Below are 14,994 nucleotides of genomic sequence, written 5' to 3' on the forward strand. Positions count from 1 at the left end.
GCAGCCTTCGGCAGCTCCTACACGGTGTACGCCATTAGACTGTAGGAGCTGCCGGAGGCTGCGATCTTTTGATCTTATCCCCGTATAATCGCCCTCTTTTTCCCGAAGGCACCCCGCTCGTGGCAGACAAACGGTACAGCTGCATTGGTTTGTATAACCCAAAATCACCGGAGAACGTCGGTTCGGTGATGCGCGCCGCAGGCTGTTACGGCGTGGCGTCGGTGTTCTACACCGGCAAGCGTTATGAACGCGCCGCCGACTTCGTCACCGACACCAAACGCGTGCACTACGACATCCCGCTGATCGGCATCGACGACCTGAAAAAAATCCTTCCGCTCAACTGCGTGCCCGTTGCGGTAGAGCTGGTCGAAGGCGCACGGCCGCTGCCGGAATATACCCACCCCGACCGCGCCCTGTACATCTTCGGGCCGGAAGACGGCTCGCTGGATAAAGAGATTCGCGACTGGTGCGAAGACGTCGTGTACATCCCGACCACCGGCTGCATGAACCTCGCCGCCACGGTCAACGTCGTGCTCTACGACCGCATGGCCAAAGGCCTGAACACCCGCTCCGGGCCGAAATTCCGCTGAAGCGTCGCACATTCGATGGAACAAGCTGACCGCCCTGGCAGTCAGCTTATCTATCAATCGCACCCTGCCTGGAGATAGACCATGAGCGAGCTCAAACGCGTAGAACGCATCGAATCCACCCCGTTCCAGTCGCCTTCGCACAAGAACGTGCATGGCTGGGAGCGCGTCGGCTCGTTGACCGGCGGCGTGCTGATGGTCGGCAAGGGCCTGCGCCGTGGCGGCGTGTTCGGCCTGATTCAAGTGGCGCTCGGCGGCATGGCCGTGGCCCGTGGCATTACCGGGCACTGCTCGGCGAAAAGCCTGCTGGAAAAAGGCCGTCAGGACATGAGCAACGTGCGGGCGAAGATCGAACGCGCTGGGGAAGAGCTGAGCAAGCTGAAGACCAATGCCGAAGTGGCCACCGAAACGGCAACCGTTACCGGCAATGATTCGCTGACCTCGCCGAAAGCCGGCGTCTGAGGCTTTAAAGCAAAAGATCGCAGCCTCCGGCAGCTCCTACACGGAATCACGTTTTCCATTGTAGGAGCTGCCGAAGGCTGCGATCTTTTGATCTTTACGGGTTCAACAACCCACCACCTCATCAGCCCGCGCGAAAAATCAGATGATCTTCCCAGTCATCCTCCGGCACGCTGCCTTCGGCGAGCATGCGCCCGGACTGGGAAATCCGCTCATGGTGCACCGCATCGCGGTCGCCACACACCAGGTGATGCCATAACGGCAGATCCTTGCCCTCGCTGACCAGACGATAACCGCAGGTCGGCGGCAGCCATTTGAATTCTTCCGCCTGACCCGGCGTGAGCTGGATGCAGTCCGGGACAAACTTGATCCGGTTCGGATAATCGCTGCACTGGCAGGTTTTCAGATCCAGCAGTTTGCAGGCGATGCGCGTGTAATAGACGCTGTTGTCTTCTTCATCCTCGAGCTTTTGCAGGCAGCACAGACCGCAGCCGTCGCACAGCGATTCCCATTCCTCGTGATCGAGTTGATCGAGGGTTTTGCGTTTCCAGAACGGTTCGACTATGGCGGCCATGGCTCAAGCATCAACATCAAGGTGGTGAAAAGGCCGCCAGTCTAGTGCCAGCGGACGCAAGGGCCAAGCGCTGGCGACTGTCGGTAAATCCGCTTGTCAGCGCCAGCGCCGCCCGCTGAGCAAACTGGTGGCTGCACTTTGAAACAAATGTGGGAGCGAGCCTGCTCGCGAAAGCGCTGTGTCAGACACGCTGTTGTCGACTGACACGCCCTCTTCGCGAGCAGGCTCGCTCCCACAGCGAAATCGGGTGAGTCAGTAACCGCGGGTGAAATCCACCTCGCCGCGCAACGCTTCACCCGCCTCATACGCTTTCAGATTCTGCACAAACAAATCCACCATCAGCGCCGGCGAGGTCGGTGCCGAGCTGTGCCCGGTCAGGAGCAAGCCCCACGCGGTCCAGAACGGATGGCGTTGCGGCAATGGTTCCTGACGGCAGACGTCGATCACCGCGCCGGCCAGGTGCCCTTCTTTCAAAGCTTCAACCAGATCGGCATCGACCACTGCCACACCGCGTCCAGCGTTGATGAACAGTCCGGTCGGTTTGAATTGCTTGAACAGCGCCGCGTCGTAGATATCGTGGGTGTGTTCGGTGTTCGGCAGCAGATTGACCACGTAGTCCACCTCGCCCACCAGACGCGGCAGATCCGCCAGCGCGCCGACTTCGACAAACGGCGCCTGTTCGCGGGCGCTGCTGGCGATGCCATAAAGCTCGACGCCGAACGGCAGTAGAAACTGCGCAACGCTCTGGCCGATGTCACCGGTGCCGACGATCAGCACCTTGCGCCCGACCAGACTCTGGCCGCTGCGGTTGTCCCACTTGCGCTCGACCTGACTGACCAGCCGCGCCAGCACTTCGCGTTCGTGGCCGAGGATGTAGGTCAGCACGTATTCGGCCATGACCTGACCGAAAATCCCCACGGCGCGGGTCAGGCGATAATCGCGGCGCAGGCCGTCGGCGAGCAGCGGCGTGATGCCGGCCCAGGTCGATTGCAGCCATTGCGGTTGATGGCCCTGGCGCAGCAGGGTCGCGAGCAGATCCGGCTGGCCCAGCCACACCGGGCAATCGGCGGCCTGCCGCGCCAGTTCGGCGGAGTCGCCGCTGGTCAGGACTTCAAGCTCGGGCAGTGCCTGACGCAGCAGGCGGGCGTATATCGCGTGGTCGTGTTCAGCAATCAGAACGCGCATCTTCAAACCTTTCGCAAACCGTGCAGACAGCCGCCGGGTTGGGGCCGGCCATCGCGGTAAAAACAGTTCCAGGGTTAACCGAGGCCCAGGACAGGGCCTCGCGGGTCAGACTGGATCGTTGCGTCGCAGCAACTCTTCGGGCAGGTGCTCGATGTACTCGTCCTCGGCCGGCGGCATTTGCAGGTGGTAGCCCTGCTTGTCGAGGTTTTCCAGGACCACGGTGATGTCTTCGCTGGCCAGTTTGCGCTCGGGCGACAGCACCAGATCGAAGGAATGCTTCGCTTTGCCGAAAGCCGTCATCAGCGCATCCGGCACGCGCTCGAGCGCATCGCTCTTGAGCACGTAGAGATACATGCCGCTGCGCTTGGAGCTTTGGTAGATGGAGCAAATACGTTTCAAGGCTGTTCTCCGGCGGTGGCCAGGCTGTCGAGCAGCTTCTGGCCGAGCAATTCGCGGCGCCAGCCACGCAGCGAATCGGGCAATTGGTAAGGACCCTCGGGGAAGCCGCTTTTGACCAGGGCTTCGAGGGTTTTCTTGCGCAGCATCAGTTCCGGGGCAATACCCAGGCGTTCGGCCTCGGCCTGACCCAGCGCGCGCAGTTGTTTGATCAACGCAGCGGCTTCGATCGGCAACGGCTCGGGCACTGCCGGCGGCCATTGATCCGGCCCCACACTGCCAGAGCGCTTGATCAGATCAAGCAGAAACTGACCGTCCTGACGTACGGTACGCGGGTGCATGTCTTCGATCTTGCCCAGCGCCGCGAGGTTATCCGGCTGCGTGCGGGCCAGGGGCCACAGCGAGTGTTCCCGGACGATGCGGTTGCGCGGCAGGTCGCGGGCGCGGGCTTCTTTTTCGCGCCAGGCGCACAGCTCACGCAGCACGGCCAGTTGCGCTCGGGACAGCTTCCACGCCAGTTTCGCCTCGCGATAGACCTCGTACGGATCGGTCTCGCGGCGCAGGTTGGCAACCAGTTCGGCGCCATCCTCCAGCACCCAGGCGAACTTGTCGTCGGACAGCCTGGGGCGCAACTCGACGAACACTTCGGCCAGATGCACGGCGTCTTCGGCGGCATAGCTGATCTGGGTTTCGGACAGCGGACGCTGCAACCAGTCGGAGCGGGTTTCGCCCTTGGGCAGGTCGATGCCGAGCACTTCCTGCACCAGACGCGAATAGCCCATCGAGAAGCCGAGGTTCAGGTAAGCGGCGGCCAGTTGCGTGTCGAACAACGGCGCCGGCAGGCTGCCGGTCAGGCGCAACAGCACTTCGAGGTCTTCGCTGCAGGCGTGCAGGACTTTCAGCACCGCCGGGTTCTCCAGCAACGCGGCCAGCGGTTGCCAGGCGTTGATGGTAAGCGGGTCGATCAGGTAGGCGCGTTTGCCGTCGCCGATCTGCAACAGGCCGGCAATCGGGTAGAAGGTGTCGACCCGCATGAATTCGGTGTCGAGGGCAACGAACGGCAGCTGCTGCCACTCGGCGCAAAACTGCGCGAGGCTTTCGTTGTCGCGAATCCAGTGAATATCGATAGCCACACGGCTCTCCCTTGAAGAATGGCGCGCAGTATATATCGCCACCGACGATTTACGCGCCTTTGAAGGGCAAGAGCTGTAAGGAAATGTCTTGCCTGTCAGCAAGAATAGTCTGACAGCAGAAACAGAAAGGCCCGTCGCATTGGCGCGACGGGCAGGAAACACTTCACTGCTTGGCCAACACGCCGTCGATCACCGCGCCGCGACAACCGGCAAACATGTCCAGCGCCGGCTGATACACGCTGCTGCGCACTTCCAGCAGGCCGAGCATCGAGTGAAACAGATTGTCCTGGCTCAGCGGTTTGTCCCGGCTCAGTTGCAGGCAATGGGTGTCGACCGAGTAGGCTTTCTGATAGCTGTCGGAGAACCACGCCAGCATCGCTACATGCTTCTGTTGCTCGGGCGCCAGCATATAAGGCGTGCCGTGCAGAAACAGGTTGTACTCGCCCAGCGATTCGCCGTGGTCCGACAGATAGAGCATGGCGGTGTCGACTTTGTCCTTATTGCTGCGCAGCACATCGATCAGGCTCGCCAGCACATGGTCGGTGTAGACCAAGGTGTTGTCGTAACCGTTGACGATACTTTCGCGGCTGCAATTGTTCAGCGCGTTACTTTCACAGACCGGAGTGAAGTGTTCGTACTCCTTGGGATAACGCTTGAAGTAGTCCGGGCCATGACTGCCCATCTGGTGCAGAACCAGCACGGTGTCCTTGTCCAGATGATCGATGAAACTTTGCAGGCCTTGCAGGAGAATTTCATCGCGACATTCGCTGTTGGCGCATAACGCAGGGTCCTGCAACTTGCTGACATCCTGCACCGTGACGCGGTCGCAAGTGCCTTTGCAGCCGGACTGGTTATCGCGCCAGATCACATCGATGCCGGCACGCTTGAGCACATCGAGCAAGCCTTCTTCATTCTTGGCCTTGCTGGCGTTGTAATCCTTGCGACCCATATTGGAGAACATGCACGGTATTGAAACTGCGGTTTCCGTGCCGCAGGAATGGACATCGGTAAAGGCGATCAGCCCGGCCTCCTTGTCCAGTTGCGGCGTGGTGTCGCGGTCGTAACCGAGAATGCCGAAGTTCTGCGCCCGCGCACTCTCCCCCACCACCAGCACGGTGAGGGATTTGCGTGGCTGTAGCTGCAAGTCGGGGTTGCGCTGGGCATCTTCGCCGATCTTGATGAACGGCTGCTGCGCCGAGACCACTTGCTCTTGCAGATAACCAATGGATGCGCCGATGTAATTGCTCGGCACCAGCATCAGGCGAATTTCGTGGTGATTGCGAAATAGCGACGACAAACCTTGATAGTTGGCCAATGCGACAACACCGATCACCGCTGCCGAGGCAACACTGACAATAACTTTGCTGAACAACTCGCGATGCCAGCGCCGATAACTGACCGGAACTTTCCACAACAACAAACACGGCAGGACACCCAGCAAGAGAATATAAGCAAACAACTTCAATGAGAGCAGATCACGCACTTCCGTGACGTTGGTCTCGGCAAAGTTGCGCAACATGCCGGCATCGATCATCACGCCATATTGGCTCATGAAATAAGCCACGCCGGCGCTGACTAAAAACAACAGGGTCAATAGTGGTTTAAGCAGTGGCCGGAAAGCGAATAATGTCAGGACTATGTTGAACGCGGCAAAGATCATCACGCCAAACGCAACGCGCATGGCGATGCCCTTGCCATCGGCGGCGGTGATCTCGAACAGATGTTGCCAAAGCACCAGATTGAAACCGAGCAACAAAAAGGCGCTGGCAAACAACGTCACCCATTCCGGGCGCACGGCTTTTAACTTCAACATGATGAGTGACTGTTCCTGAAAGAAGAACCTCGTCAAGTGTGAAAATTTCGTTCACCGAGGCATGCCAAACTTTAGGCAGCCATGGATCAATTTTTCGTGAAAAAGATGCTAATGATTAGTTGCCTCGGAGTACGAACGTGAAAGTTTGCGAGTATTTGAGAATGGTTCAGGTTTTATTCAGTTTCAGGCACTTCGCAATGTCCTCTGTGGGAGCGAGCCTGCTCGCGAAAGCGCAATGTCAGCAAATGAATGTCTGTCTGGAGGAACGCATTCGCGAGCAGGCTCGCTCCCACATCGGGACAGGGGTGTTATCGAGTTTTTAGGTCTGGCCCGCGACTTTCTGATTTGCCGACGTCGGCGACGCCAAGCCTAATCATCAGCCTCCGCACTCAAAGGCCCGCCGATGAATCACACCCGCCCCGCCGCTTGGCTGATGCTCGCGATCATCCTTGTCGCACTTAATCTGCGCCCCTCAATGGCAGCCATCGGGCCGCTGCTGTCGGCGATCCGCGGCGATATCCCGTTGAGCTTCAGCCTTGCCTCTCTGCTGACGATGCTGCCGGTGATGGCCATGGGGCTGGCGATGTTTTTCGGCCTGAGCATCAGCCGGCGCCTGGGCGACCGACGCACGGTGCTGCTGTCGCTGTTGATCATCGGGCTGGCGAGCGTGTCACGGCTGTTTATCGATTCGGCGATCGAGCTGATCGTCAGCGCGATGCTGGCCGGCATTGGCATAGCCCTGATTCAGGCATTGATGCCGGCGCTGATCAAATCGCGCTTTGCTGACAACGTGGCGTTATGCATGGGCGTCTACGTCACGTCAATCATGGGCGGCGCGGCGATTGCCGCCTCGTTCGCGCCACTGGTGATGGTGCAGGCCGGCAGCTGGCGCGTGGGGCTGGCCATCTGGGCGGCGTTGGCATTGGTCGCGTTGCTGGTCTGGTGCTTGCAGCCCGCGCAAGCCATATCAACGGTGACCCGGCGGGAGTCTTTCATCACCCGCCCTCGCGCCTGGTTGCTGGCGATTTTCTTTGGCCTCGGTACGGCGTCCTACACCTGTGTCCTCGCCTGGCTCGCCCCGTATTACGTGGAAAAAGGCTGGAGTGAACAGAACGCTGGGCTGCTGTTGGGTTTTCTTACAGCGATGGAGGTCATTTCCGGCCTGGCAGTGCCTGCGATCGCCAATCGCAGCCGTTATCGGCGTGGGATAGTGGCGGTTCTGCTGTTGCTGATCATCGGCGGTTTCTGCGGGCTGATACTCGTCCCGCAATATTTGGCCCTGCTGTGGCCTTGTCTGTTGGGCCTGGGGATTGGCGGTCTGTTTCCGATGAGCCTGATCGTCGCGCTGGATCATTGCGACGAGCCGCAGCGTGCCGGTGGCCTGACCGCGTTTGTACAGGGGATCGGTTATCTGATCGCCGGCCTCTCGCCGCTGTTGGCAGGGATGATTCGCGATCGGCTGGGCAATTTCGAAGGCGCGTGGTGGGCGTTGACGGCGATGATGGTGATCATGCTGCTGATGGTGATGCGCTTCGACCCTCGCCACTACGCGCGCCACTTGCCTCGCCCGGGCTAGAGGCCTCTGGCCATCTTTTGCGCACGAGATTGGCAACGTCGTGTTGCTAAAAGTTTCTGTCCCACATGTGTCCGTGAAATGTCCTACAAGGGTTTCTCCTGGCACCATCGTTCCGTTAGGATCGTACGCACACGTTTGCGCGAATTCTGCGCAAGGGGGCACAGCGAGACGGAACTCATGCTGAACAGTAATTTGCTTCGCAAGCTCGACATGCAGGACTTGATGGTATTCGTCGCCGTGTACGAGCAGAGCAGTGTCACCGATGTCTCGGAAACCCTGTTCGTCAGCCAGTCCACCGTCAGTTATTGCCTGAAGAAACTGCGCACCAGTTTCGAAGACGAACTGTTCATCAACACCCGCACCGGCATGCGCCCGACCTACAAAGCCTGCAGCATGTACGGCCATGTGCAGAAAATCCTCGAAAGCATCAACCTCTGCCACGCCGGTGCCCCGGCCTTCGACCCAAGCCGGCAGGCGGTGACTTTCAACATTTGCGCGCCGGAATACTTCGAACAACTGATTCTGCCGCGACTGTTGAAGCGCTTCGACTTCGATGACTTGCCGGTAATGGTCAACATGCACAAGTTTGAGACCGATGTGCCGGCCGAAGAGTTGCGCGACGGCAGCCTCGATCTGGTGATCAGTTTCGGCCCGCACTTTCACCGCCAGCATGCGGATCTGAAATCACGGATGCTGTTGGAAGATGACCTGGTCTGCGTCTTCGACAAACGCGCCACGCCACTCGAACCGCGGTTGAGCCTGCAAGCATTCACCGAACGTCGGCATGTGTTCCCGACGCCGTGGACTTCAAGCACCAACATGGTCGACGGCTGGCTGGCGCGGCAGGCGCAGAAACGCCAGATCGTCGCGCGCTCGAACAGCTACAGCGCCGCGTTGAAGATGATCACCGGCACCGATTTCATCCTCACCCTGCCCCGGCGTATCCAGCGTCTGTTGACCAACGACGCGGTGTTCAACCACTGCGAGGCGCCCAATGGCTTGCCGGGTTTCACTCTCGACATGCAGTGGAGCCAGAACGCCGATCGGGACAGCGCCAACGTCTGGCTGCGCGAGCAGGTGATTCAGGTGTGCAGCGAGCTGGAAAACGCCTGAGCGTCAGACGCCGATCGCGGCTTTGCTGTAGGACTCGCGATCGATGTCGAGCAGTTCGACGCAAAGTTGCACTTCAAGCCCGGCCGGCCATTCGCAGAGTTCCTGCAACACTGCCAGCAGACTTTGCGAGAGCTGCTTCTTGATCTCCGCCGAGCGCCCACTGAGCAAGGCCAGTTTCACATGGACGAAGGCGCGCTCGCCCTGCGCCGTACCGACCTTGAAGTTGTCGATCTTGATCGCGCGGCTCTTGATGTCGAACTCCGCGCCAAACTGACCGGAACCGACCAGCGTATTGTTGAGCCGGATCAGGGCGATGTCAGCGTTCAACTGCGTCAGGTTGGCGGTGTATTCCATGTGCAGGTGTGGCATTGCGGATCTCCAGTCGGCGGATGCGGGGGGCGTACATATACCACAATCACACAGCGTCATTTGTGGGAGCGAGCCAGCTCGCGAAAGCGTCCTTTAAGTTTACACACCCGCGCCTCCCGAACCGCTTCGCGAGCAAGCTCGCTCCCACAGGGTGGTGTGGTGCTTGTCAGGACGGAATCAGCGGCCGTTCACTCATGAACGCTTCCAGCCGCGAGCGCAGCCAGCGTTCGGCAGGGTCGCTGTCGACGTGGCTGAGCCAGACCATCGACAGGTCCAGTGTCGGCGTCTTGAACGGAAACGGTTCCTGGAACAGCGCCCCGGACGCCGCCATCGCCGCTGCGGTGTAATCCGGCAGGCTGGCGATCAGGTCGGTGCCGGCCAGCAACGCCGGCAATGCGCTGTATTGCGGCACCGACAACACCACCTGCCGCGTGCGGCCCAGTTCCGCCAGCCACTCATCGGCGTAGCCACTGACATTGGCCGTGTGCGACACCAGCACATGCGGGCGAGCGCAATATTCGTCGAGGGTCAGCGGCGTATCAGAGGCATCGGCACGCAGGATGCTCGGCTGGATGTGCCGCAGCAGTTTGCGTTTGGCGTTGGCCGGCAGGCCGCGGGTCTGGCTGATGCCGACGGTGATATCACCGGCGGCCAACAGGTCGGGAATGCGCCAGTAATCGACATGCTGCACCACGAACACCACGCTCGGTGCTTCCTGGCGCAGCGCGCGTAACAGCGGCGGCAGCAGGCCGAATTCGACGTCGTCGGACAGGCCGATGCGAAAGGTCATGGTGCTGGTGGCGGGATCGAAATCGCGGGTCAGGCTCAGCGCCGCCGACAGTGAATCCAGTGCCGGTTTGAGATGGCGGTAAATGTCTTCGGCGCGGGCCGTCGGTTCCATGCGATGGCCGACGCGGATGAACAGCGGATCATTGAGCATCGTGCGCAAACGGTTGAGTGCCGAACTGATGGTCGGCTGGCCGAGGAACAGCTTCTCCGCCGCGCGGGTCACGTTGCGTTCGAGCATCAGGGTCTCGAACACCACCATCAGGTTGATGTCGGCCTTGCGTAGTTCATTGCGGTTCATCCATCGCCCCTGCTCCCCGGAATTGCGGCAGTGTAGAAAGGCCTGGGACCCGACGTCCATCAGCGTTTACGCGATTTACTGCACACTCACGGATTCCACGCCCAGGCCCATAACGCGCGCGTCATCGCTCACTCCGAGACTGCGCGGGCTGACAGCGTCCGGCAAATGCAGCTCGAGTCTCACCGCGCCATCCTCCGGCAGGGTTTGCCTGACCTGTTCATTCAACGGGATTTCCAGAGAATTGCCCTGAAAGGCTGTCAGCCGAGTCGAAAGAACTTCAACGCCGTTGAGCCTGACGATGACTCGCTGAGCAAGAGTTGGCGGCATGACGAACGCCAGCGCCTGGATCGAAATCGATTTAGCTTGCGCTGGCACGCGCAGCGCCATTTCCGCGTCATGGCCCTCACTCCAGGTGCCCCACGCTTCCGGCGCCCCCCAGCCTTTGATCAGTTGTCGACTCTTGCGATCGAATGTGTAGACGACGCCAGGACGGCTCAGCGCGATGGATGCCAGCGCCCGCCCCTCATCGATCATCGGCAGACATTGCTGACAACGCTTCCAGCCTGGTGCAAGCACAACGAAGTCATCGACCCGGGTCAGCAGATCGCTATCGCTGTGAACGCTTTTGGCCGCCAGAGCCTGCGCTTCATCGTCCAGGATATATAGAGAATCGGCTTCGTACTCTCCGGTTTGCAGCCGATGCCGAGCCACGCGCTGCGCCTTGTCGAGCGCCGAAATGCTCATGCGCCCCATGTACACCGAGTCGGTTTTCAGTCCATGTGCTCCAGCGAAATCAGCGATCGCTTGCCAGCGTTCGGGCTGGTTTTGCGGCAGCAACCCGCGAACATTCCTGTAGTGGCCGGCCGCGCTGTTCCAGAAGGGGTCGCGCATCGGACTGACCCAGTCCGATGCGGGGGCTACCATCCTTGATGCGCGCAGCCCCGCCCAGCCGTTGTGCGTATCTGCCACCTGCACCACCAGCGCCAAGGCGAGTAACCCTATGGCAACTGGCGCGCGAAAGCCCCGCACAAGCAGGTACACGAGGAACAGTTCGATTGCATAAAAGACCGGCCAGAACATGCGCCCTGAAGCGCGAAAAATACTGGCCAGCCGCTCGATGAATGTCGGCAACGGATAGTTGAAAGTCTGCGTCCCAACACCGATGTGATGGGATAACGCGAACAGGGTCAGGCCGATCATTGCGAACACCAGCCACCACCGCTCGCCCAGCGCAGCCCTCGGCGAAATCCCGCCGCGCAACCCTGCCACCGCCGCCAGCGGTAACAGCATCAGCACACCGAGGCCGAAATAATTGAAGCCTTCATAATCGCCGCCGCCGGTGCGGATGTCCGGCAATACCTGCGACCAGCCATCCGAATCGAATGGCGCCAGCAGATTCATCCGGTAAAAACCGAACCCCCCACTGCCGGCGCCGTCGGCAATGCTGAAGTATCCGGCCTGCCAGCAACACACGCTGACCAGTGCGAACAGACCGCCGAACTCGATCAGCCCCTCACGGCGAGTCAATCGGTCAAAAATGACTTTGCCGAGCAGATCGGCAAACCAGATCAACGCCACCATGACCAACAGATACGCATGCACCAGAGCTGTCGCCGCCAGCAGACAGCCCCAGGCCAGCCGCCGCCGTTGCAACGCGGGATGCAGCGCCAGGTAAAGTGCCGCCAGTAGCAGAAAGTGCCCGGCCAGAGACAGATGTCCTCCGGCACGAACAAACATCGGCGGGGAAAACAGCAACAGTCCCGTGGCCAGAAGCCGGATTACGACGTTATCCGTGATCAAGCCGAGCAGTTTCCAGCCGAACCACGCTTGCAGTACGAAACAGATGAGCAACCACAAGCCAAAATACTGGAACGTCTCTGGCAGCCAGGCGTTGAACGGTTTGAACAGCAGTGCCAGCAGCGGATTGGAGTCAGAAAAGATGATCGCACTGCCCAACTCCATGCCGTAGGACGGGTTGAGCCCGAGGGGAAAAGTCCACGGCGACTGGCGGAAAAAAACCCAGCCCAGATAATGCGTAGCCGGATCGCCCTCGCTGAGCCAGGCAATGTTCTGCGGATCGAGTGCACGCGGACCGATCACCATGAAAAAAGCAAGCACGCCCAACAGCAACGGCAGAATCGTCAACGCTGAAGATCTGTTCGAGGGCTTCATCGATACGTCCAGAAATTATGCAAAACGAAAGTAAATGCCGGCACCGTCAGGGCCACCGCGCCGATCCCGAGCAGATAGTGCAACCCAGCCATTTGCGCCGCCCAGGCAACCAGCATCGCCAATAGAAAACCACCCGCCGAGACCGACACAAAGCGCAGTAACGTGCGCCCGTGCAGGCGAGCTGAAAAGCTCCAGGTGGTGTTGATCACATAAGACACAACAGTCGCCACGGCAAAGGCGAAACCATTGGCCAGCGGCGGTTCGGGCGCGATGAAGCGGATGAACAGCACAGCCACCAGCGCATGCAGCGCAGTGACGAACAGCCCGGTCAGGGCAAAGCGCAGACCACGGCGGACCAACGCTGAACGCTCACTGCCGATCACGGTTTCTGCGCCAGCACGAAGACGCTCAAACCGGCCAGCCGGTTTCTGCCCATCAACGGCAATTCCAGCCGGCACAGGGTCTTGAGCACGCTGTTGACCCACGGGTGATGGCGCTTGAGTTGCGACTGTGGCTGTGCGGTCGGCGGACCTTGAGGCATCAGGCGCAACGCAGCGGCGATAGGAAACACCGCACCGAAATAGTAGGCGCCGCGCTGCACGGTCAAACCGGCATCGCCCGCCAGGGTTTCGAATTGCGCGAGGGTGTAGCGGCGCTTGTGCTCGAGAAAATCATCATGACCGCTCCAGAGAAACTGGAACGCTGGCACCGTCATCAGAAAACGACTGCCCGAAGGCACTTTATCGACATAGCTTTTGAGCAGGCCGAGGTCGTCGTCGACATGCTCGAGCACGTCCATCAGTAACACCAGATCGGCATCGATGCTGTCGATGCCGCGTCGGTAATGCACCGGTTTGCCCGCGCTGGTGGCGCTCGCATCGGCGGGGTAACTGATGTCGACGCACCACGCCTCATGCGCGTCGGTGTGGGTCAGCAAATGGTGCGAGAAAAACCCCGAGCCGGCACCGACATCGAGTATTCGCCGGATCGGCATGTCACCCAGCAATCGCCGGGTCGCCGCCGCTTTGCAGCAGTAATACCAATGCTCATCGATACTGTCGCCGAGGATGTCGGTTTCCTTGAGATCCATCTGTCAGTCCTTGGGGTCGTAGACGCGACGCACCAGAAAAACCGGTCGGCGTTTCGATTCGATATAAGTGCGGCCGAGGTATTCGCCGAGTACGCCAATACCGATCAATTGCAAACCGCCAAGGAACGTGACCGCGACCATCAGCGAGGCATAACCGGGCAAGTCGACGCCGTGGATCAGTGTGCGCAGGACAATGAACATAGCGAACGCAAACGACACCAGCGAAACTGTCGCTCCCAGGTAGGTCCAGACCCGCAGCGGTTCGGTGCTGAAACTGGTGATGCCTTCGAGCGCGAAGTTCCACAGCCGCCAGCCATTGAACTTGCTTTGCCCGGCCACGCGCTCGGGGCGCTCGTAGTCGACATGAGTGGTGCGGAAACCGACCCAGGCGAACAGACCTTTCATGAAGCGCCGCGACTCAGGCAGGGTCAGCAACGCATCGACCACGCAGCGGTCCATCAGGCGGAAGTCGCCAACGTTCTCCGGCAACGGCTGTTCGGCGATGCGGTTGTGCAGGCGATAGAACCAGTGGGCCGAGGTCGACTTGGCCCACGTGTCGCTGCGGCGGCTGACGCGATGACCCAGCACCACTTCGTAACCTTCGCGCCAGCGCTCGATCATTTGCAAGATGACTTCCGGCGGGTCCTGCAGATCGGCGTCGATCGGTACCACGATCTGCCCGCCGGCCATTTGCAGACCGGCCGACAACGCCGCTTCCTTACCAAAGTTTCGACTCAGGTCGACGATGCGCAGACGCGAGTCTTGCCGCTGCCGTTCAAGCAAGCGCTCAAGGGTCATGTCGGTGCTGCCATCGTTGATGAAGACCAGTTCAAGATCGATCAGCGCCTGCGCCTGAAAGACCTCGTCGATGCGCGAAAGAAAGCTGTCGAGGCTGTCGGCCTCGTTGAAAACGGGGATCACCAGCGACAACGCCACCTGCCCGGCCTGTTGCGTTCCGTGCTCAGTCAAAGGAGTGCTCTTTTTATAGTTTGTCGGTCATCGAAAGTTTTTCGAGGCCATGAGCCGTCCCGTATTAAGCAGTAGCAGGCACGCACGTGCAAGCATGACACGGCGTCATATCGGCCAATTCGCCGGGCAGTCGCGGCGCTCTGGGCAGGGTCTTTCAGAAACATCCGCGAACGATTGGAAACAAATCCGCGATAGCCAAAAAAACCCGCTGCGCTAGGCTTGCGTCGATGCGCCACACAGGTTGGCGCGCACATCCATCGCAGGGAGCGAACCCCATGTATTTCGAAATCTACCGACAAACCCGAGGCACCCCGAGCACTGGCAAAGGCCAATGGCGCTGGCGTCTGCGCGCGCGCAACCACGAGACCGTGGCCAGTGGCGAATCGTATGTGAACAAGGCTGATTGCTTGCATGTGATCAATCTGATCAAAGCCGTACAGGGCGAGACGCCGATCAAGGAAATTTGAGCGA

Annotated in this window: 16 protein-coding genes; 5 read left to right on the top strand and 11 right to left on the bottom strand. The window is 60.0% G+C overall.

Going from position 1 to position 14,994, the window contains the following annotated elements; genetic code table 11:
• Positions 1-119 precede the first annotated feature (119 nt).
• On the top strand, positions 120-590 hold the full coding sequence (locus D8U71_RS04170) for an RNA methyltransferase (RefSeq protein WP_007911337.1): 471 nt from the start codon (positions 120-122) through the stop codon (positions 588-590).
• 81 nt (positions 591-671) lie between these two features.
• Positions 672-1,049, top strand: coding sequence for a DUF2892 domain-containing protein (locus D8U71_RS04175; protein ID WP_110645006.1), 378 nt, complete (start codon positions 672-674; stop codon positions 1,047-1,049).
• A gap of 121 nt (positions 1,050-1,170) precedes the next feature.
• Here the strand turns inward: D8U71_RS04175 and D8U71_RS04180 are convergent, their stop codons facing one another.
• The 5 genes from D8U71_RS04180 to D8U71_RS04200 all read right to left on the bottom strand — a co-directional run bounded on the left by D8U71_RS04180 (position 1,171) and on the right by D8U71_RS04200 (position 6,147).
• The gene (locus tag D8U71_RS04180; protein ID WP_016771232.1) at positions 1,171-1,620 is read right to left on the bottom strand and encodes a YcgN family cysteine cluster protein; all 450 of its coding nucleotides are present in this window, start codon (positions 1,618-1,620) and stop codon (positions 1,171-1,173) included.
• A gap of 252 nt (positions 1,621-1,872) precedes the next feature.
• Positions 1,873-2,805, bottom strand: a complete 933-nt coding sequence (locus D8U71_RS04185) for a D-2-hydroxyacid dehydrogenase (protein WP_016771233.1) — start codon at positions 2,803-2,805, stop codon at positions 1,873-1,875.
• A gap of 105 nt (positions 2,806-2,910) precedes the next feature.
• Positions 2,911-3,204: a YcgL domain-containing protein gene (locus D8U71_RS04190; RefSeq protein ID WP_016771234.1), complete on the bottom strand. Its 294-nt coding sequence runs from the start codon at positions 3,202-3,204 to the stop codon at positions 2,911-2,913.
• Entirely contained in the window at positions 3,201-4,334 is a 1,134-nt protein-coding gene (gene rnd / locus D8U71_RS04195) for a ribonuclease D (RefSeq protein ID WP_125925306.1), read from the bottom strand. Before rnd ends, D8U71_RS04190 begins: the two co-directional genes overlap by 4 nt.
• 163 nt (positions 4,335-4,497) lie before the next feature.
• Positions 4,498-6,147, bottom strand: a complete 1,650-nt coding sequence (locus tag D8U71_RS04200; protein ID WP_130887214.1) for a phosphoethanolamine--lipid A transferase — start codon at positions 6,145-6,147, stop codon at positions 4,498-4,500.
• Between the two features lie 403 nt (positions 6,148-6,550).
• Here D8U71_RS04200 and D8U71_RS04210 point away from each other — a divergent pair, with 403 nt between their 5' ends.
• Both D8U71_RS04210 and D8U71_RS04215 read left to right on the top strand, forming a co-directional pair.
• Positions 6,551-7,723: a cyanate transporter gene (locus D8U71_RS04210; protein ID WP_130887216.1), complete on the top strand. Its 1,173-nt coding sequence runs from the start codon at positions 6,551-6,553 to the stop codon at positions 7,721-7,723.
• 177 nt (positions 7,724-7,900) lie between these two features.
• Positions 7,901-8,836 (top strand): LysR family transcriptional regulator, encoded by a 936-nt coding sequence (locus D8U71_RS04215; protein ID WP_130887217.1) that lies wholly within the window; start codon positions 7,901-7,903, stop codon positions 8,834-8,836.
• A 3-nt stretch (positions 8,837-8,839) separates the two neighbouring features.
• Here D8U71_RS04215 and D8U71_RS04220 read toward each other — a convergent pair whose 3' ends face one another.
• From D8U71_RS04220 to D8U71_RS04245, 6 genes are all read right to left on the bottom strand, one after another.
• Complete coding sequence (locus D8U71_RS04220) at positions 8,840-9,205, bottom strand: 5-carboxymethyl-2-hydroxymuconate Delta-isomerase (protein WP_016771238.1); 366 nt, start codon at positions 9,203-9,205, stop codon at positions 8,840-8,842.
• A 166-nt stretch (positions 9,206-9,371) separates the two neighbouring features.
• Complete coding sequence (locus D8U71_RS04225; protein WP_024012013.1) at positions 9,372-10,292, bottom strand: LysR substrate-binding domain-containing protein; 921 nt, start codon at positions 10,290-10,292, stop codon at positions 9,372-9,374.
• Between the two features lie 75 nt (positions 10,293-10,367).
• Positions 10,368-12,464, bottom strand: a complete 2,097-nt coding sequence (locus tag D8U71_RS04230) for a DUF6311 domain-containing protein (protein WP_130887218.1) — start codon at positions 12,462-12,464, stop codon at positions 10,368-10,370.
• On the bottom strand, positions 12,461-12,847 hold the full coding sequence (locus tag D8U71_RS04235) for a GtrA family protein (RefSeq protein WP_024012011.1): 387 nt from the start codon (positions 12,845-12,847) through the stop codon (positions 12,461-12,463). The genes D8U71_RS04230 and D8U71_RS04235 overlap by 4 nt, the downstream gene beginning before the upstream one ends.
• Positions 12,844-13,554: a class I SAM-dependent methyltransferase gene (locus tag D8U71_RS04240; protein ID WP_130887219.1), complete on the bottom strand. Its 711-nt coding sequence runs from the start codon at positions 13,552-13,554 to the stop codon at positions 12,844-12,846. The genes D8U71_RS04235 and D8U71_RS04240 overlap by 4 nt, the downstream gene beginning before the upstream one ends.
• A 3-nt stretch (positions 13,555-13,557) precedes the next feature.
• Complete coding sequence (locus D8U71_RS04245) at positions 13,558-14,523, bottom strand: glycosyltransferase family 2 protein (RefSeq protein ID WP_130887220.1); 966 nt, start codon at positions 14,521-14,523, stop codon at positions 13,558-13,560.
• Between the two features lie 275 nt (positions 14,524-14,798).
• On the opposite strand from D8U71_RS04245, the gene D8U71_RS04250 reads away from it, so the two are divergent.
• Positions 14,799-14,990: a DUF1508 domain-containing protein gene (locus D8U71_RS04250; RefSeq protein ID WP_016771242.1), complete on the top strand. Its 192-nt coding sequence runs from the start codon at positions 14,799-14,801 to the stop codon at positions 14,988-14,990.
• The last annotated feature ends 4 nt before the right edge of the window (positions 14,991-14,994 follow it).

This window comes from Pseudomonas sp. Sample_21 (assembly GCF_004307525.1).
Lineage (GTDB): Bacteria > Pseudomonadota > Gammaproteobacteria > Pseudomonadales > Pseudomonadaceae > Aquipseudomonas > Aquipseudomonas atacamensis.

What these genes read in the sequence shown, in the direction of transcription:
- D8U71_RS04175 (WP_110645006.1), top strand. Translation starts at nt 672, where the DNA reads ATGAGCGAGCTCAAACGCGTAGAACGCATCGAATCCACCCCGTTCCAG.
- D8U71_RS04180 (WP_016771232.1), bottom strand. Translation starts at nt 1,620, where the DNA reads ATGGCCGCCATAGTCGAACCGTTCTGGAAACGCAAAACCCTCGATCAA.
- D8U71_RS04185 (WP_016771233.1), bottom strand. Translation starts at nt 2,805, where the DNA reads ATGCGCGTTCTGATTGCTGAACACGACCACGCGATATACGCCCGCCTG.
- D8U71_RS04200 (WP_130887214.1), bottom strand. Translation starts at nt 6,147, where the DNA reads ATGTTGAAGTTAAAAGCCGTGCGCCCGGAATGGGTGACGTTGTTTGCC.
- D8U71_RS04210 (WP_130887216.1), top strand. Translation starts at nt 6,551, where the DNA reads ATGAATCACACCCGCCCCGCCGCTTGGCTGATGCTCGCGATCATCCTT.
- D8U71_RS04215 (WP_130887217.1), top strand. Translation starts at nt 7,901, where the DNA reads ATGCTGAACAGTAATTTGCTTCGCAAGCTCGACATGCAGGACTTGATG.
- D8U71_RS04220 (WP_016771238.1), bottom strand. Translation starts at nt 9,205, where the DNA reads ATGCCACACCTGCACATGGAATACACCGCCAACCTGACGCAGTTGAAC.
- D8U71_RS04225 (WP_024012013.1), bottom strand. Translation starts at nt 10,292, where the DNA reads ATGAACCGCAATGAACTACGCAAGGCCGACATCAACCTGATGGTGGTG.
- D8U71_RS04230 (WP_130887218.1), bottom strand. Translation starts at nt 12,464, where the DNA reads ATGAAGCCCTCGAACAGATCTTCAGCGTTGACGATTCTGCCGTTGCTG.
- D8U71_RS04240 (WP_130887219.1), bottom strand. Translation starts at nt 13,554, where the DNA reads ATGGATCTCAAGGAAACCGACATCCTCGGCGACAGTATCGATGAGCAT.
- D8U71_RS04250 (WP_016771242.1), top strand. Translation starts at nt 14,799, where the DNA reads ATGTATTTCGAAATCTACCGACAAACCCGAGGCACCCCGAGCACTGGC.